Origin of the sequence: Vibrio lentus (assembly GCF_030409755.1) — a bacterium.
Classification (GTDB): Bacteria; Pseudomonadota; Gammaproteobacteria; order Enterobacterales; family Vibrionaceae; genus Vibrio; species Vibrio lentus.
The window spans coordinates 87,866-107,630 of sequence record NZ_JAUFQE010000002.1 but is presented as its reverse complement, the minus strand read 5'-3'; the positions used below and the strand labels follow the sequence as shown (position 1 = coordinate 107,630).

Here is a 19,765-nt window from a genome sequence, read left to right as displayed (position 1 = left end):
GCTGAAAACTTGAGTATTTACTCGGACTGTAAGCACAAACGATAAATCAACAGAACTCGATGAATTATGATAATAAACATGGATTTATAAAGGAAATGTGACTGACTCTATTGATACGGAGAACAAGAAGGGGAGCTATAGAGCTGTATCGGAAATGAAAATGAGGTTACGCGGTGCAACTCAACCGATCAGCGAAACATTAAGCGCTAACAGTAATATCCGGATAATGAAAACTATCGCTAAAAAGACAAGCAATATCATTTTACAGACTTTATCTCGATACACCCTTTCATAACAAGGGCGCTCTCTTTATGATGAACGCAATTAAATTAACTTTGCTAACGGCAGCGCTTGTTATTCGAGCCGCTGTTATTGAATAGCAAAATCAAGACTCAACACATGGAGATTCAACATGGCTTACTTTTCACTAGCCTTCGGTACGGCAACCAAAAACCGCGACAATAAAATCATTGAAGCGTTCTACCCTAACCCACTTCTAAACCCAAGCGATGCTCTTGTAGCTGCTGTGGCTGAAGTTGCAGGTTACACTGAAGGCAACCAAGCTATCGAAATCTCTGCTGCACAAAGCGCAGAACTAGCGAAAGCATTCGCAGCAAACGACGATGCAGCAAACGCATCTTTCGCAGAAAAAGCAGCTGCATCTGAGCAGCCACTTGTTCTTGTTGTTCTTGCGGCTGACGAGAAGCCAGCATCAGTTGCTGAAGGCTTCCTAAAACTACAACTTATCTCTAACCGCCTAGTTCAGCCACACGGCACGGTACTGGACGGCATCTTCGGTCTACTGCACAACATCGCATGGACAAACGAAGGCCCAATCGATCTTCCAGAGCTAGCTGAGCGTCAAATCGAAGCTCGCCTTGCTGGTCGCGCTCTGTCTGTAGATTGCGTAGACAAGTTCCCTAAAATGGTAGATTACGTGGTACCAACAGGTATTCGTATTGCTGATACTTCTCGTGTTCGTCTTGGCGCACACGTAGGCGAAGGCACAACAGTAATGCATGAAGGTTTCATCAACTTCAATGCGGGTACTACTGGCGTAAGCATGGTTGAAGGTCGTATCTCTGCGGGTGTTGTAGTGGGTAACGGTTCTGACATCGGCGGCGGCGCTTCTATCATGGGTACTCTGTCTGGTGGCGGTACTATGGTTATCTCTATCGGCGAAAACTGCCTACTAGGCGCAAACGCTGGTCTTGGTTTCCCAATGGGCGACCGTTGTACGGTTGAGTCAGGTCTTTACGTGACTGCGGGTACTAAGGTTCGCATGTTAGATAAAGAAGGCAACGAAGTAGAAATCATTAAAGCTCGTGACCTAGCTGGTGTTTCTGATCTTCTATTCCGTCGCAACTCGATCACTGGTCAAATTGAGTGCCTAGCGAACAAGTCTGCTGTTGAACTGAACAGCGAGCTACACAGCAACAACTAATCTACGCGCTAGATGCTAAATTACTAGATATTAAAAAATACGAAGCCGCTGGGGTTAAATCCAGCGGCTTTTCTTTTTATAGCGGTAAAGCAGAGAAGGTTATGCTTTTTCTGCGGCTAGCTGTTCGAGAGCCTGAATAGAGGTTTCTGAAACTAACGTACCATCCATGTAATAGCTGACTTTATCGCCATCACGAACCCCCGTCAGAACGGCTTTCTGGCCATCGTTATAGGTGATGTCCATTTGAATGGTGTTCTCATCGATCTGTTGCATTTCACCCCATTCAATCTGACGATTGTTGAAACCAAGTGGCGCTTCTTTTAGTGAATCGTCTAGGCTGTCGTTCACATCGATCATGGTGTCGACTTTACTATCAAAGATGTGAGGTGCGCCTGTGAGTGGGTTTTTACCCGCCCAGAATTCGATTGAGTTAAATACAATGTAATCGGCTGCTGTTGTTAGCGCGTAAACTGGCGCAAGCAAGAAGTTGACCCCGGCACGAGCGTAACGGTTATCTACAACCTCGACGTTGAACTTCATTAATTTCCCAGTAACGGCGTTACTACCGACACACCCAGCTAATGACATGACAATCGCTGCCACTGCAACTGCTTTTGTGATTGTTGTTTTCATAGATCCCTCTTATGCCACGATGATTGATTCAGTTTTTGAACGGCCAAATTGAATTGTTCTTGCATGAATACAAGAAATGACGGCCTAACAAATTGATTCCATAACATTTAGCGTAGTGGAGATTTTTAGAACAGCAAACTGCAAACCTAATTTGTTTCGCGTTGGTTCCTAAAATTTGTGTAATAAAAAAGCGCAGACCTTTCGATCTACGCTTTTAACTTTTTAGCTTTTAGTTAATCCAATCTAGATTAACGCAGCATGTAGGTAAGTGATTAACCCACATTCTTACGTGCGTTTTGGAACATACGCATCCAAGCACCATTCTCGCCCCAACCTTCTGGAGACCAAGAGTTAGCAACCGTACGGAATACACGCTCTGGGTGAGGCATCATGATAGTCACACGGCCATCCGTCGTTGTTAAACCAGTGATAGCATTAGGCGAACCGTTCGGGTTATTCGGGTATTGCTGCGTTTGGTTACCGTTGTTATCAACGTAACGTAGAGCAACCGTACCCGAGTTTTCAATCGCGTTTAGGTGGTCGTTGTCACGCACTTCTACGCGGCCTTCACCGTGAGAAACAGCGATTGGCATACGAGAACCTTCCATGCCGTTGAAGAATACAGAATCAGACTTCTGAACTTCAACGAGGCTGAAACGAGCTTCAAAACGCTCAGATTCGTTACGAACGAAACGTGGCCAGTATTCTGCACCTGGGATAAGTTCACGTAGGTTCGACAACATCTGACAACCGTTACACACACCTAGAGAGAACGTATCTTCGCGCTTGAAGAAGTTTTCAAATTGGTCGCGAGTAGAATCGTTAAACAGAACTGACTTAGCCCAACCTTCGCCAGCGCCCAGTACATCACCGTAAGAGAAGCCACCACAAGCAACAAGGCCGTTGTATTCTTCTAGTACCGCTTGACCCGTTAGGATGTCGCTCATGTGAATATCAGTCGCTTCGAAACCTGCACGGTCGAATGCTGCTGCCATTTCAACGTGAGAGTTAACACCCTGCTCACGTAGAATCGCCATCTTAGGCTTAGCGCCCGTGTTGATGTAAGGAGCAGCAATGTCTTCATTTACGTCAAAGCTTAGTTTTACGTTCAGACCTGGGTCTGAATTGTCTTTCTTCGCTTCGTGCTCTTGGTCTGCACAGATTGGGTTATCACGTAGACCTTGCATCTTGTGCGTCGTCTCAGCCCAGATAGTACGTAGTTCAGTACGGTTACGTTGGATTACAACGTCTGCGCCTGACTTAATCACTACTTCGTCTGATGCTTCCCCTTCACCAACAACGCTACCAATTACGTGTGAACACGCTTCTAGACCGTTTGCTGCAAGAGTAGAAAGAACTGCGTCTAGGTCGTCGTTACGAACTTGGATTACTGCACCTAGCTCTTCATTGAAGAGTGCTGCTAGCGTATCTTCGCTGTTCTCTGATGCAGATAAAAGCGCTTCAATGTTCGCGTTAACACCACAGTGACCTGCGAACGCCATTTCAGCTAGCGTTACGAATAGACCGCCATCGCCTTTATCGTGGTAAGCCACAACTTGGTCGTTCGCTACAAGCGTTTGAACACCTTCGTAGAAGCCTTTTAGTTGTGCTGCATTGTCTACGTCTGCTGGTTTATCACCAAGCTGCTTGTAAACTTGCGCTAGTGCTGTAGCACCCATACGGTTTTTGCCGTTACCTAAGTCGATAAGAACTAGGCTTGTATTACCCTTGTCAGTGCGAAGCTGAGGCGTAATCGTCTTACGAACATCTTCAACACGTGCGAACGCAGTGATAACAAGAGATAGCGGAGACGTTACTTCTTTCTGCTCGCCATTCTCTTCCCACTTAGTCTTCATCGACATTGAGTCTTTACCCACAGGGATAGTTAGACCCAGTGCTGGACATAGCTCTTCACCGACTGCTTTAACCGCTTCGTAAAGGCCTGCATCTTCTCCTGGGTGACCTGCTGGAGACATCCAGTTAGCCGACAGTTTAATGTGTTTGATATCACCGATGTTCGTCGCTGCGATGTTAGTGATTGCTTCACCAACCGCTAGGCGAGCTGATGCACCAAAGTCTAGAAGTGCTACTGGTGTACGCTCACCAAGAGACATTGCCTCACCGTGGTAAGAGTCGTAACTTGCTGCTGTTACAGCACAGTTAGCAACAGGAACCTGCCATGGGCCAACCATTTGGTCACGAGCTACAAGGCCTGTTACCGAGCGGTCACCGATAGTGATAAGGAATGTTTTCTCTGCCACTGTTGGTAGGCGAAGAATACGGTCAACCGCTTCGTTTAGTTCGATACCAGAACGGTCAATCGCAGGGTTGTTTGCTTTTAGCGTCTTCGCGTCACGGTGCATCTTAGGTGTTTTACCTAATAGGATGTCCATTGGCATGTCGATTGGCGTGTTGTCGAAGTGTGAATCTTCAAGTTTAAGTTCACGCTCTTCAGTTGCTTTACCAACCACTGCGTATGGTGCACGCTCACGCTTACAAATCGCGTCGAATGTTGCCATGTCTTTATCAGCAACCGCCATTACGTAGCGCTCTTGAGATTCGTTACACCAGATCTCAAGTGGGCTCATGCCCGGCTCATCGTTTGGCACGTCACGTAGATTAAAGATACCGCCACGCTCGCCATCGTCGACTAGCTCAGGAAGAGCATTCGAGATACCGCCTGCGCCCACATCGTGGATAAATGCGATTGGGTTCGCATCACCAAGCTGCCAACAACGGTCGATAACTTCCTGACAACGACGTTCCATCTCTGGGTTTTCACGTTGTACAGAAGCAAAATCTAAGTCTTCAGAAGAAGAACCAGAATCCATTGAAGATGCAGCACCGCCACCAAGGCCGATGTTCATCGCAGGGCCACCAAGAACGATTAGGCTTGCACCTACTGGGATCTCTTTCTTCTGAACATGATCGTCACGAATGTTACCTAGACCACCAGCCAGCATGATTGGCTTGTGGTAACCACGTACTTCTTCACCTGCGTGAGAGTTTACTTTCTCTTCGTAAGTACGGAAGTAACCTAATAGGTTTGGACGACCAAATTCGTTATTGAATGCTGCGCCACCAAGAGGGCCTTCAAGCATGATATCCAAAGCAGTAACAATACGGCTCGGCTTACCAAAATCAGTTTCCCAAGGTTGAACGAAGTTCGGGATCTTAAGGTTAGATACAGAAAAGGCAACCAAACCCGCTTTTGGCTTACCACCAATACCTGTCGCGCCTTCATCACGGATTTCACCGCCTGAACCTGTTGATGCGCCCGGCCATGGAGAAATTGCCGTTGGGTGGTTGTGAGTTTCAACTTTCATCAAGATATGTGTTTTCTCTTGGTGATAGTTGTACTGACGAGTTTCTGGATCTGGGAAGAAACGACCGACTTCAGAACCTGTCATTACCGCTGCGTTATCTTTATAAGCAGACAGAACGTGTTCTGGTGTCGTTTCAAAGGTGTTCTTAATCATCTTGAATAATGATTTTTCTTGCTTAACGCCATCGATAGTCCAATCAGCGTTAAAGATCTTGTGACGACAGTGCTCTGAGTTCGCTTGTGCAAACATCATTAGCTCGATGTCAGTCGGGTTACGACCTAGCTTTTCAGTGAAGCTTTCAAGAAGGTAATCAATTTCATCTTCTGCTAGCGCAAGACCTAGGGTAACGTTTGCTTTTTCAAGCGCTTTACGTCCGCCAGTTAATAGGTCAACTTCCGCATAAGGAGCAGGCTCAGCAACTGTGAATAGTGCAGCTGCCGATTCGAAGTCAGTAAAAACCACTTCCATCATACGGTCGTGCAGGATTGCTTTCAGCTCAACAAGTTGAAGCTCAGAAAGTTCAGAAGAAGTTTCAATGTAGAAAGCGGTACCGCGCTCTAGACGTGACACTTTAGCCAGTCCACAGTTGTGTGCGATATCAGTTGATTTTGAAGACCAAGGCGAGATAGTGCCTGGACGTGGCGTTGCAAGCAGCAGTAAACCTTCAGGTTCATGCTCTTCAATCGTTGGACCGTAAGTCAGTAGCTTTTCTAGCTTCTCAACTTCAGACGCATCTAGGTCTGCCGTTAAATCAGCAAAGTGGGCAAACTCAGCGTAAATACCTGTTACAGGTAAGCTTAATTCACGACAAAGCTCTAAAAGCTTGTTAACACGAAACTCAGATAGAGCTGGGGAGCCACGCAAAATTCTCATGTGCTTAGGTCTCTTATGCAGTTGATTAAGGTGATATTGGAATAAATTCAGTGGGTTATAGGAACAACCTAACTGTTTTCTTCGAAGCTATTCCCGAAGGTTAACAAACCTATGCCGATTCCACCTCTTCAATGCGAGCGCATTATAAAGCATTTCTTTTTGTGACGTAACACCAAAAGCAACCGTTTGCGTTATTTTTTTCATCTAACGATATAAATGACAGTTTTGCTGCATTTATCAGCACTTTTACAACTGTTTAAATAAACCTGCTTTGCCAGCCTTGCGGGGTTTGGTATAAAGGGGCTTCCACTTTTCGAGATTTCATTTTGATGCCTAAATTTACGCTCATCTTTTCGTCTAAATTCCTTCTGCTCGTTATCGCTCTGTTAGGGCTAACGGGATGCCAGATTGAATCTGAACCTAAAAGTGTCCTTGAGCAGATACGAGATCGCGGCGTTCTTCGTGTCGGCACCCTGAATAACCAACTCTCTTATTACATTGGTCCCGATGGCCCTGCTGGCTTAGATTACGAGTTAGCTCGTGAGTTTGCGCAGGAGCTTGGTGTAAAGCTTGAGGTTAAACCTGCATACCGTTTATCCGGCCTCTTCCCTGCCCTAAAGAAAGGCGAGATCGATCTTATCGCGACTGGGTTAACGCAAAACAATAATCTGACACGTGCGTATCGCGCCGCGCCCGCTTATTACTATGTCAGCCAACAAGTCGTGTATAAGAAAGGTCAATGGCGACCAAGAAACCTCGGTCAACTGATCAAGTTTGAAAACGAGCGTCAGGCCGAATTTGTAAAAGCACAATCTGAATCAGAAGAAACGGCATCAAATGAAACACTAACGCCGTCTTTGGTTGTGGTGAAAGACTCACACTTTGAACCAACACTAAAACAGCTACAGAACACACACGATGACTTTATCTACGATGCGGTCGGTAATGCAGACATCAATGACCTGCTAAAAGAAGTGTCGACTGGCGAACGCTTGTTTACTGTAGCAGACTCGATTGAACTGTCACTCGCACAGCGTTTGTACCCAGACGTCGCTTTGGCATTTGAACTCACTGAAGACCAACCTATCTCTTGGTACTTAGAGCGTTCTGAAGATGAAAGCCTGTATGCATTGCTAATTGAGTTCTTCGGCAACCTAAAACAATCTGGCGAACTGGCTTCATTGGAAGAGAAGTACATCGGTCACATTGGTACCTTTGACTACGTTGATACTCGTGCCTTTATCCGCGCCTTGGATAGCAAGCTACCAAAATGGTCACCACTGTTTCAGAAATACTCACAAGAATTTGATTGGCGCTTGATTGCTGCTTTGGCATACCAAGAGTCACACTGGAACCCAGTAGCACGTTCTCCTACAGGTGTTCGAGGCATGATGATGTTGACGCTACCAACCGCGAAAAGCGTAGGTGTAACTAATCGTCTTGACCCGAAACAGTCGGTACAAGGTGGTGTTGAATACTTACGTCGTATCGTGAATCGAGTTCCCGACTCTATTACTCAACATGAAAAGATCTGGTTTGCCCTCGCATCATATAACGTAGGTTACGGTCACATGATGGATGCACGTCGCTTAACCAAAGCACAAGGCGGTGATCCTGACGCTTGGGGTGATGTGAAAGACAGACTGCCTCTTCTAAAGCAGAAGAAGTACTACAGTAAAACTCGTTACGGTTATGCTCGTGGTGATGAAGCAAGGAATTACGTTGAGAACATTCGCCGTTATTATCAAAGCATTATTGGCCATGTGAACAAGCGAAATAAAGAAGAAGAAGCGAGCCTTGAAGGGTTAGTGGTTATCCCACCTTTAGAGATCTCGGGCGCTGAATCGACAATCAGTGCGGCTGAATCCGCTGTCGACGAAGCTGAGTCTTCCAAATAAATGAAAAAGAGCAATGCCATACAGCGTTGCTCTTTTTTTATACATGAGCCACTGGTTCGTATTGGCTGGTTCGCATTGAGAAAATAAACAAACAAAGTGACCGTTAAACTTGAGGTGTCATATTGCAGTAACAATTGAACTTTATAACGACACACCATAAGCGCCATGATGTTCTGTTGTATTCAGACACTGACCATCGCGATAGCTACTCAAAAAGTATCGCTAAGTTCGAGACAAAGCTCATAAACAAATAACCACTATAATTAAAACTGAAGTCATAATTACAAAGCCAGACGACAAATAGGAAATCGTTGAAATGATGAAGAACAAACTGAAATCGAAGCGCCTTGATAAGACCGTTGCTGCAAACCGTCGTAAGCGTATGCTTTCAAATAATAAGAAAAAGATCATTTGGCGCAACCGTGCTTTCATGCAGATACTTTCTGAGTAAATACACCGAGTAAGTTTTCTGCGGCACTCTTACGATAGAGGGTGCCTAAAACTTGCTTCTACCTCTTGTTAGTTGGCTTTTTCTTGTTACTTGCCTTCTCGGCTTCTAAACGCTGCTCTTCCTGCAAACGCTCAAGCTTTCGCTTCTCTTTTATCTCTTTTCTACGACGTTTAAAAAACGCCTGTAGCTGTTCACGGCACTCTTCTTCTAACAGACCATGCTCAACATCGGCATAGTGGTATGAAGCTTGGCTTTCGAAGAGGTTCAATACCGTACCCGCCGCACCCGCTTTCAAGTCAGGCGCACCAAAGACAATACGTTTTACTCGGCTGTGTAACAAGGCTCCAGCGCACATAGGACACGGTTCAAGCGTGACGTATAAAGTGGTATCGAGTAAGCGATAGTTTTCCAAAGCTTGGCCCGCTTTACGCAAGGTTTCGATTTCTGCATGTGCCGTAGCATCGTGGCTGCCAATCGAACGGTTCCAACCTTCAGAAATAATCTCACCCTCTTTTACCAACACAGCACCAACGGGAACCTCTCCCTCATTCTCAGCTTGCTTGGCCACCTCAATGGCACGTCGCATGAAGATTTCATCTTGAGGGGTGAATTGATGGTCTGACAAAGGGAACTCCAGAAAACAAAGGATAAGAACAAAAAAAGGTATGCGGGGAAGCATACCTAATCTTAGTGATTATGAACAATAAAGAGATAATGAACAACAAGCGCGGGCTTATTCGTTTAATCTCTCGCTAGCGGCTTATCTAACTAACAGCATCGCCCAACTCATTGACTATTTTTGTCGCTTTAACACTCACGATACGGTTGTTCTCGACCGAGATAATTTCAAACTGCCATTGCTGACAATCAACGACTTCTCCCGTATCGGGTAAACGCCCAATCAGCCAAGTGATAAGGCCATTCAATGTTTGGAAGCCTTCGCTTTCCCCTTCTAACTCTGACAGCTCTAGGCGGTTCTTGAGCTCACTGAGAGGGATTAACCCATCCACCAGCAACCCGTCTTCAACTTGCTCAGTCCATAGGTCATTGGGGTTATTGGATAGCTCACCTGCAATCGCTTCAAGAATATCGTAATGAGTCACAAGGCCTTGCACATCGCCATATTCATCAACGATGAACGCCATATCGGTACCCGACTCTTTAAAGTAGCTAAGTAAACGCAACGCCTTCATAGACTCGGGAACATATATCGGAGACTTAGACAGCCCCATGATCACTTGAATACTTAAATTGCCCGCCTGATTCAGTAAAGCTTTGGCCGACACCGTACCGACCACCTTATTGAGGTGATCTTGGCACAATGGAAACACACTGTGCTTTGACGATCGTAATTTTTTGAATATGTGCTCAACGGGTTGGTCAATATCAAGAAAGTCGACATCTCGACGTGGCGTCATCAACGAGCTCACAAGGCGATCGTCAAGCTGCAAGATATTACGAATCATCTCTTGCTCACCACGCTCTATCACACCAGATTCAGAGCCCTCTTTCACGAGTGCATGAATATCGTCTTCGGTCACACTGTCTTCTTCGCCACCACGTCCCATTAACTTGAGGATACCTTCGGTTGATGCAGACAACGCAAACACAAACGGCGTCGCGATTTTAGATAACCAGAAGATTGGAAGCGCCACTAACACGGCGATATTTTCAGCTTGGGATTGAGCAAAACGCTTTGGCACCAACTCACCCACAACAATCGCGAAGTAAGTAATACCGACAACGACTACCGCAGTAGACAAGATATTCGCTTGGGTTGGGTCGAATCCCCACAGCTCAAGTTGAACGGCCAATGGCGCAGATAGCGTCGCCTCGCCCACAATACCGCTGAGCAGGCCGATGACCGTGATACCGATTTGAATGGTTGAAAGGAAGCGAGTTGGATTTTCTTTTAGCTCAAGAGCAATCTGAGCGGAGCGGTGTTTTTCGGCTAAGCGTTTCAGCCGACTATTCTTTGCTGCTACCAGTGCAATCTCTGACATGGCAAACAGACCATTTAAAACAATTAACCCTACTAAAAGCAGAATTTTCATGTGGATTGGATTTCCTAATTTTACCGGCCAACAATTAGCCGTAATCCGGAGTATAAGCTGAGTGCGTTTATTTGGGATATAAAAAGTTTTGAATATAAAAAGTTTTGGATGTAAGAAATCTTGGATAGAAAAAAATAGCAAAAAAAATAGCAAAAAAAAGCCCGCACATTTCGGTGCGGGCTTCGATGATTTTATCTTACTAAATTTTGCTTTTAGTACTTAGCTTACATTGTGTAAGTGTAAGGAGCTTGGATACCTAGTGGGATACCAAGAGCCCAGTAAGCTAGCAAGAAGATTGACCAACCGATTAGCATAGCAATCGAGAATGGCATCATTAGAGAAGCTAGAGTACCGATACCTGTCGACTTAACGTAACGTTGACAGTAAACAACAACCAGTGGGAAGAACACCATTAGTGGAGAGATGATGTTAGACACTGAATCGCCTACACGGTAAGCCGCTTGAGATAGCTCAGGAGAGATACCCACAACCATTAGCATAGGAACTAGGATAGGACCAATCAGTGCCCACTTAGCAGAAGCAGAACCTACAAGAAGGTTAACTGCAGCCGTTAATAGAATCATACCAACAACGGTTGCTTCACCTGGAAGGTCCATCGCCTTCAAGCCTTCAGCACCGTAAAGCGCAAGCATAGTACCGATGTTTGATTGAGCGAATGCAGATAGGAACTGAGCACAGAAGAACGACATTACAATGTATGCGCCCATCGTTGCCATCGTCTCAGACATTGCTTTGATAACATCATTACTATTCTTGAAAGTACCCGCTACACGGCCGTAGACGATACCCGGAATAATAAACAGGATGAAGATCAGAGGAACGATAGACTTCATTACTGGTGCAGAGAACGCTGTTAGCTCACCTTCAGGCGAACGAAGGGCTGAGTTTTCAGGAACCAAAGCTGCGATAAGTAGACCAATACCTGCAACCATTGCCCAACCGGCAAATTTGAATGCTTTAGATTCAATCGCTGTGAAGGTACCTAGATCAGGTGCTTGTTCTGCATCTTCATCAACAGGCGTGTTAGCAAGGCGAGGCTCGATAACCTTCTCTGTTACGTACCAACCGATACCAACGATTAGAACTGAAGATAGGCCCGTAAAGAAGATGTTCGCTAGAGGGTTAACCACGTATGCAGGGTCAAGAACGTTGGCCGCTGTTTGAGTGAAACCTGCTAGTAGCGGATCAATACCTGAAGGAATGAAGTTCGCAGAGAAACCACCTGATACACCAGCAAACGCTGCTGCAATACCCGCTAGAGGGTGACGACCCGCAGCGTGGAAGATGATACCGCCAAGAGGAATTACTAGAACGTAACCTGCATCAGCTGCTGTGTGAGACACGATAGCAACCAAGATTAGCATTGGCGTTAATAGCTTAGCTGGCGTGAAGTTAAGCATCTTCTTAAGGCCAGTCGTAATGAAGCCTGAAGAGTCAGCAACGCCAACACCTAGCATAGCAACAAGTACGATGCCTAGCGGTGCAAAACCTGTGAATGTGGTAACCATATTCGCTAGGAAGCTAGCAAGCGCTTCACCAGTTAGTAGGTTGTTAACTTCTAGAGCAGCACCCGTTTGAGGGTTGATTAGGTCGAATGAAAGATTCGACAAAAGTGCAGATGCTACCCATACGATAACTAGAGCCCAGAAGAACAGAATTGCTGGGTCTGGAATTTTGTTGCCGGCGCGTTCAATGAAGTTTAGAAAGCGGTCCATCCCACTGATCTTCTCAGTCGATGGTGCTTTTTTTACGGCTTGGTTACTCATGGTAACTCCATATGTGATGTTGTTTGTTTAGGCCTAATATAAGTTTTGACCACGGCCTATTGGTGCAGCACATATTCTATTAAAGTCGCTATAAAAAAGCACAAGATTCCACCTTATTTTCCATAAATGGAGACATATTTTGCAAAAATGCCATGCAACGGCAACAATATAAAAACACAAAAAACACCATTCCATATACAGTCATTTAACTAGTATGCAAACAATGTCCGAGAAATGAAAAGTGTCGGTAAAAGGAGTGTCGTGTGCCTTGGCATGCAGTAAACGTTTGCTTAGGGATCAGTCAAACTCACTGAATTTGGAGAGCATTGTTTCAAGGTAAATACTTTGTGATTTGTTCATACGATCTTGCCATGCAACAGTCACAGTAATGTTTTTCAAAGCGCCAGACAAAGCACCACTGGCATTGGACACCTCACAAGTCATCGCATAGGCAGAACTTGATAAACCGGATAAGGGGTTTGAGCTTGCTGTGTTGAGACAATGGTTCGCTTGGTTAAGTTCCGAAAAAGGAATTAGCCCGACCGCCCCACTCACATCCGAGACACGAGTCCGATAATATTCCATCTGCCTTTCAGCAAAGTGCAGAGCTTCAAGACTGTGAAGCGCAAAGTCCGATTTTTGTTCCGCGTAAACCTGCAACTTAACCAACCCTAACGAAGCAACCCCTATAAGTAAAAAAGAGATAAGCACCTCTATCAAACTGAAACCTTGGTGTTTAGAAGTCATTCCATGAGCCTCGCTTCCATTGGTAAATTGAAGGCGGATCACTTGGATTAGATTCTGAACGAAAATCCAAATCCATATCACCCACAATCGTTGTCACACCAAGTGGCGAATCAAAGATAAGGCCACCTGAAGGTAAACCAGAGGCAAATTGAATCCCAACACTTTTTTTCAGGACGGTAGCGTCATCGATGTCTTTGATAAAAGGTGCAAATACATTGGGAGTGACAAGCGCTTTCCAGAAGTCATCTATACGAGTTTTAACATGGCTCTTTTGATAATCGACCAAATGATAGATCACACCGTTGTAAGTCATGGCACCATTTAACGCGAGCACACCATCTTGAATCACCAGAAGTTGAGATTGATTGTTGGCGGCAGCAACCGCTGAATTGATATGGCAATTTCCCTCAACCCACAATCCCTTAGTTTGCGCTAGAGTAAAATGGTCCATAATTTCGGTGCCGCACTCTGTGGCATCCAGTATCTGTACGCGCTTAAAAAGATCAGTGTCTTGTGATAAGTCGACAATATTTTGATCCGTTTTCGCGATACCAAAGAAGGTATAAAACGGGTTCATATTTGGATCGGGATTAAAGTCTTTTTTGAAGGGAGGTGGATTCGCTCCTTGAGAGGAATCAGGCGCATGGATTGAGTAGCGACTCCCTGAATTGCCTTTGGGGATCTCCGTTTTATATTCGCTATCACACACACCATCAAAACCAGAAAACGGACCATCCGCACTTGGGTCGAGCACTTCTAAGCCTAATGTTTGTCCTGAATCACCATGTGTTGAATCGTATTGGTAAGTAAAAAGGTCAGCAAAAGTAACACTAACACACTCATATTCATTACCGCTGATCGGTTCTTCTTTTACTGTAGGCTTCAGGCTCAATGTACCGATGATCTCAATCGGCCCTGTTGATTGAATCGCCCCACTTCCTAGCTGAGAGCTCTCACGAATAGTTTTAGACAGCAGCTGTGTATCGGTTGTAGATTCAACAATATAAGCGATAGAACTCGCACTATCCGAAACCTCAATTTGTGGTTCATTATCATAAGGAGAACACCAATCAGAAAAGTCGGCAGGACGTGCACTGGCATCTTTGATATCTAAAACGGTTTTATCGAGCTCACGTAGATAGGAATAAGTACACTCTAAACCACCTTCTGAACGCCAGTGATTTTGCCTTCCTTGTACCTCATTTTGAGCCACTTTAATTTGATGAAACACACTGCGATACGTACCTAACGTCACCACTAAAGCACCAACTAAAAGCACCGATGTGATCAACAAGGTCACCACGCCGCGTTGCTTTCTAAACACCATCATTGCCAGTTCCTCTGCTTAACAGAAACCGAAACCGATTTGGAAACACCTGCGGTTGGAATTGACGCTGTAATACTGATATCAGTAAGCGTGCTCTCGATAGAATTCTGCTCCAATACCTGAGAAGTAATATTGAGTTCATCTACTTCGATGAGGCTGTCATCAAATAGCGAATAACAACCCGTGACTTCATTGAACGAAAGGAGGTCGGCAGATACAAGTGTGCCTTTTTCACAAACTTGTAGCCTAGTTCCACTCTTTCGGTAAACGATATGTCGATGATCTTTATCGTCACTTGAGCCTTGTCTGAAATAAACAAAACCAACCGCAACACCGCCACTCACTTGGATGGTGTGACTCGCGCCAGATAACTTAATTGAGTAACCGTTTGAACCATCGTAACCTGCTCGTTGGATATCCTCTTTCATCACCTGCATGGTGCTGGTTAAATTCTGTAGCAGTAATAGCTCGATGCCTTTATCTTTGCCGATTCTCTGCCCCGTAATAAACACACTGCCAATAATAGAAATCGCGAACACGCCAATCACAGAGGCCACCATCAATTCAATCAGTGATGTTCCTCGTTGCTTGTTAGGCACTGCTACTATCGGCTTAACACGCATCATAGCCATACTGCGCGCTCAACTCGCCGCACACCTTAATGCGCCCTGGAGGGCTAGATAATTTGATCAAAAGCCGATCGGTTGAAACTGTATTAGGCGCCAGATACAGAGTCCCTCGAGACGGTCTTCCACGAACACTCTCAAAGGTGATCCTGTCTCCGGTGTAATTATGAGAAAAAGAGAGATCACGAAAGGGTTCGCCCGACAACTGCAGTAAGGTTTCCCCTGACAAGTCTTCGGTCGGTTTTAGCCAAATAGTCCAATCTCCAGTTGATTGCACTTCATTCTTTTCCATCGAGAAATGAACCCAAAGATCTTGATTCCTTTTTACTGACTCTGACTTCGCCTGAATAAGAAAACCATTCAACTCGCCAGCCAATCGCTGCATCTTCACGGTTTGCGTTACTGAACTAAAACTCGGGGCAGCCGTGGCGATCAGTATCGATAACACCGATACCGTTATTAACAGCTCTAATAAAGTAAACCCGCGAGTCATTTCCCAAATTCCTATGTAATCTGATGCGTAACCGTATTTAATCTTGCGCCGATGCTACCACCGGAGAAAAATAGGCAGAGATATGAAAGGAAACTACTCGCGATGATTCGAAGAAATATATGCAACAACAACAACTTAAGTACTAAAGGAATGACATTGATCGAATTATTGATCGCTGTCGCCATCGTGGGGATACTCGGCGCCATTGCCTACCCAAGTTATACGAGCCATGTAATTAAAGCGCATCGAGTCACTGCAATGGCTGACATGGCAAAGATACAATTGAAGATGGAAACGCTATACATGGGAAGCTACGTGTCGGCAGCGGAGAGTATTATTTCTGGAGGAACATGTTTGTTTTGCGATACGGATACCAGTCACTACACGTTAGCAGTTTCGGCTAGCAGCGCGACCTATTCGATTCAGGCTGAACCACTTTCGCAGCAGGTAAATGATGAATGTTTAGACTCGAATACCGATAAGTTAGAATTGCACCACTCGGGTGTTTCGGAGCCCGAAGCGTGTTGGAAGTGACAAGAGCAACCACCAAAGAGCTCTAGAATTTATCTGATAAATCTCGACTCTTTCTTCTCTGAGCCTCTTTTCTCTAATCTACAGATACAAAAAAGCCTGCACACTGGCAGGCTTTAAGATTTTCAAATTACTATCTAATTACTTAGTTAGGTCATCGAAGAAGTTTTTAACACCGCTGAAGAAACCTTCAGACTTTGGCTTATGCTTGCTCGCTGCTTCACCACAACATGTCTCTTCGAAATCGCGAAGAAGTTGCTTTTGACGAGAGCTTAGCTTAACTGGTGTTTCAACCACTAGCTTAACGATTAGGTCACCCACACCGCCGCCACGAACACCTTTCACGCCTTTGCCACGCATACGGAACATACGGCCCGTTTGTGTCTCTTCAGGTACTTTAAGGTTTACACGACCATCCAGTGTAGGAACTTCAACTTCACCGCCTAGCGCTGCCATTGTGAAGCTAACTGGCACTTCACAGTAAAGGTTGTTGCCGTCACGCTCAAAGATGTTGTGCTCTTTTACGTGTACTTGTACATACAAGTCACCAGCTGGAGCGCCGTGCTCTCCTGCTTCGCCTTCGCCAGATAGACGAATGCGATCACCAGTATCAACACCTGCTGGGATCTTAACGTTAAGCGTTTTCGTCTTCTGTTTACGACCTTGACCATGACATGAGTTGCATGGGTCTTTAATGATCTTGCCTTTACCGTTACAAGTAGGACAAGTCTGTTGAACCGCAAAGAAACCTTGGCGCATTTGTACCTGGCCGTGGCCATGACAAGTACCACACGTTTGTGCAGAAGAACCCGCTTTAGCACCGCTACCATCACAAATATCACATTCAACAAGTGTTGGTACTTCAATTTCTTTAGATACACCACGAACGGCTTCTTCTAGAGAAAGCTCCATGTTGTAACGTAAATCAGAACCACGTTGTGCACGCGCTTGACCGCCACCACGACGACCGCCGCCAAAGATATCGCCAAACACATCACCGAAGATATCGCCGAAGTCACCTTGGCCACCGCCGCCGTAACCGCCGCCGCCACCCATGCCACCTTGTTCAAAAGCTGCGTGGCCGTATTGGTCGTAAGCTGCTTTCTTTTGAGCATCGGTTAGGATCTCGTACGCTACTTTTACTTCTTTAAATTTGTCTGCTGCGCTGTCATCACCCTGATTACGGTCCGGGTGGAATTTCATCGCTAAGCGTTTATACGCTTTTTTAATATCGCGCTCTGATGCATCGCGGCTTACGCCTAATACTTCGTAAAAATCACGTTTTGACATGTTCTAGGTCACCAAATAATTGCTACTACCGAATGATCACTTCAGTAGTCTGTGTATCAATCTAGATAAAAGTTCTGCCGGCTGAAACACCGAATAAAGCTATTATCTAGATCGACAAGTCTAAATACAAATTTACGGGCGTGAGAGTTACCTCTGACGCCCGCAATAATAAGTCTTTGAGACAATGAATTTCTAAGCAAGTAGCTTGAGTTCTAGGAGGAAGCGCGGAGCCTACGCTAGTAGGTGAGCACTTCCGACAACGAAATCAGGCTACTCTGCGACGAAATTATTTTTTATCGTCTTTTACTTCTTCAAACTCAGCGTCTACCACATCGTCGTCTTGCTTAGGTTGTTCACCAGCGTCAGCACCAGCTTGTTCAGCTTGAGCTTTCTGTTGAGCAATTTCCATTAGCTTTTGAGCTGCTTGCATAAGTTCTTGAACTTTAGCGTCGATAGCTTCTTTGTCGTCACCAGACTTAACTGATTCTAGAGCTTCGATAGCTGCTTCGATTTTAGCTTTCTCGTCTGCAGGTAGAGCTTCACCAGCTTCTTCTACTTGCTTCTTAGTGCCGTGAATCATTTGGTCAGCTTGGTTACGTGCAGTTACTAGCTCTTCGAACTTCTTGTCAGCTTCTTTGTTAGCTTCTGCTTCTTGAACCATTGCTTCGATCTCTTCCTCAGACAAGCCGCCTGATGCTTGGATAGTGATCTTCTGCTCTTTACCTGTCGCTTTATCTTTAGCAGATACGTTCAGGATACCATCAGCATCTAGGTCGAATGTTACTTCAACTTGTGGCATGCCACGTGGTGCTGGTTGGATACCTTCTAGGTTGAACTGACCAAGAGACTTGTTGTAAGTCGCTTGCTTACGCTCACCTTGAAGAACGTGGATAGTTACTGCGCTTTGGTTGTCTTCAGCTGTTGAGAACACTTGATCCGCTTTAGTAGGGATAGTTGTGTTTTTCTCGATAAGCTTAGTCATTACGCCGCCCATCGTTTCGATACCGAAAGATAGAGGAGTAACGTCTAGTAGTAGAACGTCTTTAACTTCACCAGCTAGTACACCACCTTGAACAGCAGCACCCATTGCAACAGCTTCGTCAGGGTTCACGTCTTTACGTGGCTCTTTACCGAAGAATTCAGTTACTTTAGCTTGAACCATAGGCATACGAGTCTGACCACCAACTAGGATAACGTCAGTGATTTCGCCTACAGATAGGTCAGCATCTGCTAGAGCAACTTTTAGTGGCTCAAGAGAACGTTGAACTAGGTCTTCAACTAGAGACTCAAGCTTCGCACGAGTCACTTTGATGTTCATGTGCTTAGGACCAGTCGCATCAGCAGTAACATAAGGTAGGTTTACGTCAGTTTGAGTAGTAGAAGAAAGCTCGATTTTCGCTTTTTCTGCTGCTTCTTTAACACGCTGCATTGCTAGTGGATCAGCTTTAAGATCGATACCTTGCTCTTTCTTGAACTCATCTACTAAGTAGTTGATCATGCGGTTATCGAAATCTTCACCACCAAGGTGAGTATCACCGTTAGTTGAAAGAACTTCGAAAGTCTTCTCGCCTTCTACTTCATCGATTTCGATGATAGAGATATCGAATGTACCACCACCAAGGTCGTATACAGCGATAGTGCGATCACCACCTTGCTTGTCTAGGCCGTAAGCCAGAGCAGCAGCAGTAGGTTCGTTGATGATACGTTTAACATCTAGACCAGCGATACGGCCAGCATCTTTAGTTGCTTGACGTTGAGCATCGTTGAAGTAAGCAGGAACAGTTACTACTGCGCCAGTTACTTCTTCGCCTAGGAAGTCTTCAGCTGTTTTCTTCATTTTCTTAAGAACTTCAGCTGATACTTGAGGAGCAGCCATCTTTTGGCCTTGCGCTTCAACCCATGCATCACCGTTATCAGCTTTAACAATGTTAAAAGGCATGATTTCGATATCGCGTTGAACTTCTTCATCTTCAAAACGACGACCGATTAGACGCTTAATCGCGTATAGCGTGTTTTGAGGGTTAGTAACAGCTTGACGTTTCGCAGGTTGACCAACTAGCGTCTCGCCTTCAGTGTATGCGATTACCGATGCTGTTGTGCGTTCGCCTTCAGCATTTTCTAATACGCGTGGTTTGTCACCGTCAAGAACAGCAACACAAGAGTTAGTAGTACCTAAATCAATACCAATGATTCGACCCATCAGGCTTTCTCCGAATAAATTCTATTTAGTTTTTTGCTATACCCACTATGTGGGGGGTAGTAATCAGGGATTCAACCCTAATACA

General features: G+C 45.3%; 15 protein-coding genes. 4 read left to right on the top strand and 11 right to left on the bottom strand.

Features of this window, described 5'->3' with window-relative positions; translation table 11 throughout:
• Nucleotides 1–412 precede the first annotated feature (412 nt).
• Nucleotides 413–1,444: a 2,3,4,5-tetrahydropyridine-2,6-dicarboxylate N-succinyltransferase gene (gene dapD / locus QWZ07_RS08820; RefSeq protein WP_192853449.1), complete on the top strand. Its 1,032-nt coding sequence runs from the start codon at nt 413–415 to the stop codon at nt 1,442–1,444.
• 99 nt (nt 1,445–1,543) lie between these two features.
• On the opposite strand, the gene QWZ07_RS08815 is transcribed toward dapD, so the two are convergent.
• Both QWZ07_RS08815 and purL read right to left on the bottom strand, forming a co-directional pair.
• Complete coding sequence (locus tag QWZ07_RS08815; RefSeq protein ID WP_065113476.1) at nt 1,544–2,077, bottom strand: DUF3332 domain-containing protein; 534 nt, start codon at nt 2,075–2,077, stop codon at nt 1,544–1,546.
• A 272-nt stretch (nt 2,078–2,349) separates the two neighbouring features.
• Nucleotides 2,350–6,276 carry a phosphoribosylformylglycinamidine synthase gene (gene purL / locus QWZ07_RS08810; RefSeq protein WP_192853448.1) on the bottom strand — a complete coding sequence of 1,309 codons (3,927 nt, stop codon included), beginning with the start codon at nt 6,274–6,276 and terminating at the stop codon, nt 2,350–2,352.
• A gap of 329 nt (nt 6,277–6,605) precedes the next feature.
• On the opposite strand from purL, the gene mltF reads away from it, so the two are divergent.
• Both mltF and QWZ07_RS08800 read left to right on the top strand, forming a co-directional pair.
• A complete protein-coding gene (gene mltF, locus QWZ07_RS08805) occupies nt 6,606–8,174 on the top strand; it encodes a membrane-bound lytic murein transglycosylase MltF (RefSeq protein WP_102279704.1) in 1,569 nt (522 codons plus the stop codon).
• A gap of 316 nt (nt 8,175–8,490) precedes the next feature.
• Nucleotides 8,491–8,625, top strand: coding sequence for a hypothetical protein (locus tag QWZ07_RS08800; RefSeq protein WP_017106613.1), 135 nt, complete (start codon nt 8,491–8,493; stop codon nt 8,623–8,625).
• A gap of 58 nt (nt 8,626–8,683) precedes the next feature.
• Here QWZ07_RS08800 and tadA read toward each other — a convergent pair whose 3' ends face one another.
• The 7 genes from tadA to QWZ07_RS08765 form a co-directional block, all read right to left on the bottom strand.
• On the bottom strand, nt 8,684–9,304 hold the full coding sequence (gene tadA / locus QWZ07_RS08795; RefSeq protein ID WP_102295113.1) for a tRNA adenosine(34) deaminase TadA: 621 nt from the start codon (nt 9,302–9,304) through the stop codon (nt 8,684–8,686).
• A gap of 85 nt (nt 9,305–9,389) precedes the next feature.
• Nucleotides 9,390–10,679, bottom strand: coding sequence for a hemolysin family protein (locus QWZ07_RS08790; RefSeq protein ID WP_192853447.1), 1,290 nt, complete (start codon nt 10,677–10,679; stop codon nt 9,390–9,392).
• 224 nt (nt 10,680–10,903) lie between these two features.
• Nucleotides 10,904–12,466, bottom strand: coding sequence for an AbgT family transporter (locus QWZ07_RS08785; protein ID WP_010438945.1), 1,563 nt, complete (start codon nt 12,464–12,466; stop codon nt 10,904–10,906).
• A 297-nt stretch (nt 12,467–12,763) separates the two neighbouring features.
• Nucleotides 12,764–13,213 carry a prepilin-type N-terminal cleavage/methylation domain-containing protein gene (locus QWZ07_RS08780; RefSeq protein ID WP_192853446.1) on the bottom strand — a complete coding sequence of 150 codons (450 nt, stop codon included), beginning with the start codon at nt 13,211–13,213 and terminating at the stop codon, nt 12,764–12,766.
• Complete coding sequence (locus QWZ07_RS08775; RefSeq protein WP_192853445.1) at nt 13,203–14,543, bottom strand: hypothetical protein; 1,341 nt, start codon at nt 14,541–14,543, stop codon at nt 13,203–13,205. The genes QWZ07_RS08780 and QWZ07_RS08775 overlap by 11 nt, the downstream gene beginning before the upstream one ends.
• Complete coding sequence (locus QWZ07_RS08770; protein ID WP_192853444.1) at nt 14,540–15,172, bottom strand: PilW family protein; 633 nt, start codon at nt 15,170–15,172, stop codon at nt 14,540–14,542. The genes QWZ07_RS08775 and QWZ07_RS08770 overlap by 4 nt, the downstream gene beginning before the upstream one ends.
• On the bottom strand, nt 15,153–15,659 hold the full coding sequence (locus QWZ07_RS08765) for a GspH/FimT family pseudopilin (protein WP_102277133.1): 507 nt from the start codon (nt 15,657–15,659) through the stop codon (nt 15,153–15,155). Before QWZ07_RS08765 ends, QWZ07_RS08770 begins: the two co-directional genes overlap by 20 nt.
• A gap of 102 nt (nt 15,660–15,761) precedes the next feature.
• Between QWZ07_RS08765 and QWZ07_RS08760 the strand changes: the two genes are divergently transcribed.
• Complete coding sequence (locus QWZ07_RS08760; RefSeq protein WP_192853443.1) at nt 15,762–16,193, top strand: type IV pilin protein; 432 nt, start codon at nt 15,762–15,764, stop codon at nt 16,191–16,193.
• Nucleotides 16,194–16,331: 138 nt separating this feature from the next.
• Here the strand turns inward: QWZ07_RS08760 and dnaJ are convergent, their stop codons facing one another.
• Both dnaJ and dnaK read right to left on the bottom strand, forming a co-directional pair.
• Nucleotides 16,332–17,480 (bottom strand): molecular chaperone DnaJ, encoded by a 1,149-nt coding sequence (gene dnaJ, locus QWZ07_RS08755; protein WP_017106604.1) that lies wholly within the window; start codon nt 17,478–17,480, stop codon nt 16,332–16,334.
• 286 nt (nt 17,481–17,766) lie between these two features.
• Nucleotides 17,767–19,680, bottom strand: a complete 1,914-nt coding sequence (gene dnaK / locus QWZ07_RS08750; RefSeq protein WP_017110244.1) for a molecular chaperone DnaK — start codon at nt 19,678–19,680, stop codon at nt 17,767–17,769.
• Nucleotides 19,681–19,765 lie beyond the last annotated feature (85 nt).

Coding starts and splice junctions, on each gene's coding strand:
- dapD (WP_192853449.1), top strand. CDS start 413: ATGGCTTACTTTTCACTAGCCTTCGGTACGGCAACCAAAAACCGCGAC.
- QWZ07_RS08815 (WP_065113476.1), bottom strand. CDS start 2,077: ATGAAAACAACAATCACAAAAGCAGTTGCAGTGGCAGCGATTGTCATG.
- purL (WP_192853448.1), bottom strand. CDS start 6,276: ATGAGAATTTTGCGTGGCTCCCCAGCTCTATCTGAGTTTCGTGTTAAC.
- mltF (WP_102279704.1), top strand. CDS start 6,606: ATGCCTAAATTTACGCTCATCTTTTCGTCTAAATTCCTTCTGCTCGTT.
- QWZ07_RS08800 (WP_017106613.1), top strand. CDS start 8,491: ATGATGAAGAACAAACTGAAATCGAAGCGCCTTGATAAGACCGTTGCT.
- tadA (WP_102295113.1), bottom strand. CDS start 9,304: ATGCTTCCCCGCATACCTTTTTTTGTTCTTATCCTTTGTTTTCTGGAG.
- QWZ07_RS08790 (WP_192853447.1), bottom strand. CDS start 10,679: ATGAAAATTCTGCTTTTAGTAGGGTTAATTGTTTTAAATGGTCTGTTT.
- QWZ07_RS08785 (WP_010438945.1), bottom strand. CDS start 12,466: ATGAGTAACCAAGCCGTAAAAAAAGCACCATCGACTGAGAAGATCAGT.
- QWZ07_RS08780 (WP_192853446.1), bottom strand. CDS start 13,213: ATGACTTCTAAACACCAAGGTTTCAGTTTGATAGAGGTGCTTATCTCT.
- QWZ07_RS08775 (WP_192853445.1), bottom strand. CDS start 14,543: ATGATGGTGTTTAGAAAGCAACGCGGCGTGGTGACCTTGTTGATCACA.
- QWZ07_RS08770 (WP_192853444.1), bottom strand. CDS start 15,172: ATGGCTATGATGCGTGTTAAGCCGATAGTAGCAGTGCCTAACAAGCAA.
- QWZ07_RS08765 (WP_102277133.1), bottom strand. CDS start 15,659: ATGACTCGCGGGTTTACTTTATTAGAGCTGTTAATAACGGTATCGGTG.
- QWZ07_RS08760 (WP_192853443.1), top strand. CDS start 15,762: ATGATTCGAAGAAATATATGCAACAACAACAACTTAAGTACTAAAGGA.
- dnaJ (WP_017106604.1), bottom strand. CDS start 17,480: ATGTCAAAACGTGATTTTTACGAAGTATTAGGCGTAAGCCGCGATGCA.
- dnaK (WP_017110244.1), bottom strand. CDS start 19,680: ATGGGTCGAATCATTGGTATTGATTTAGGTACTACTAACTCTTGTGTT.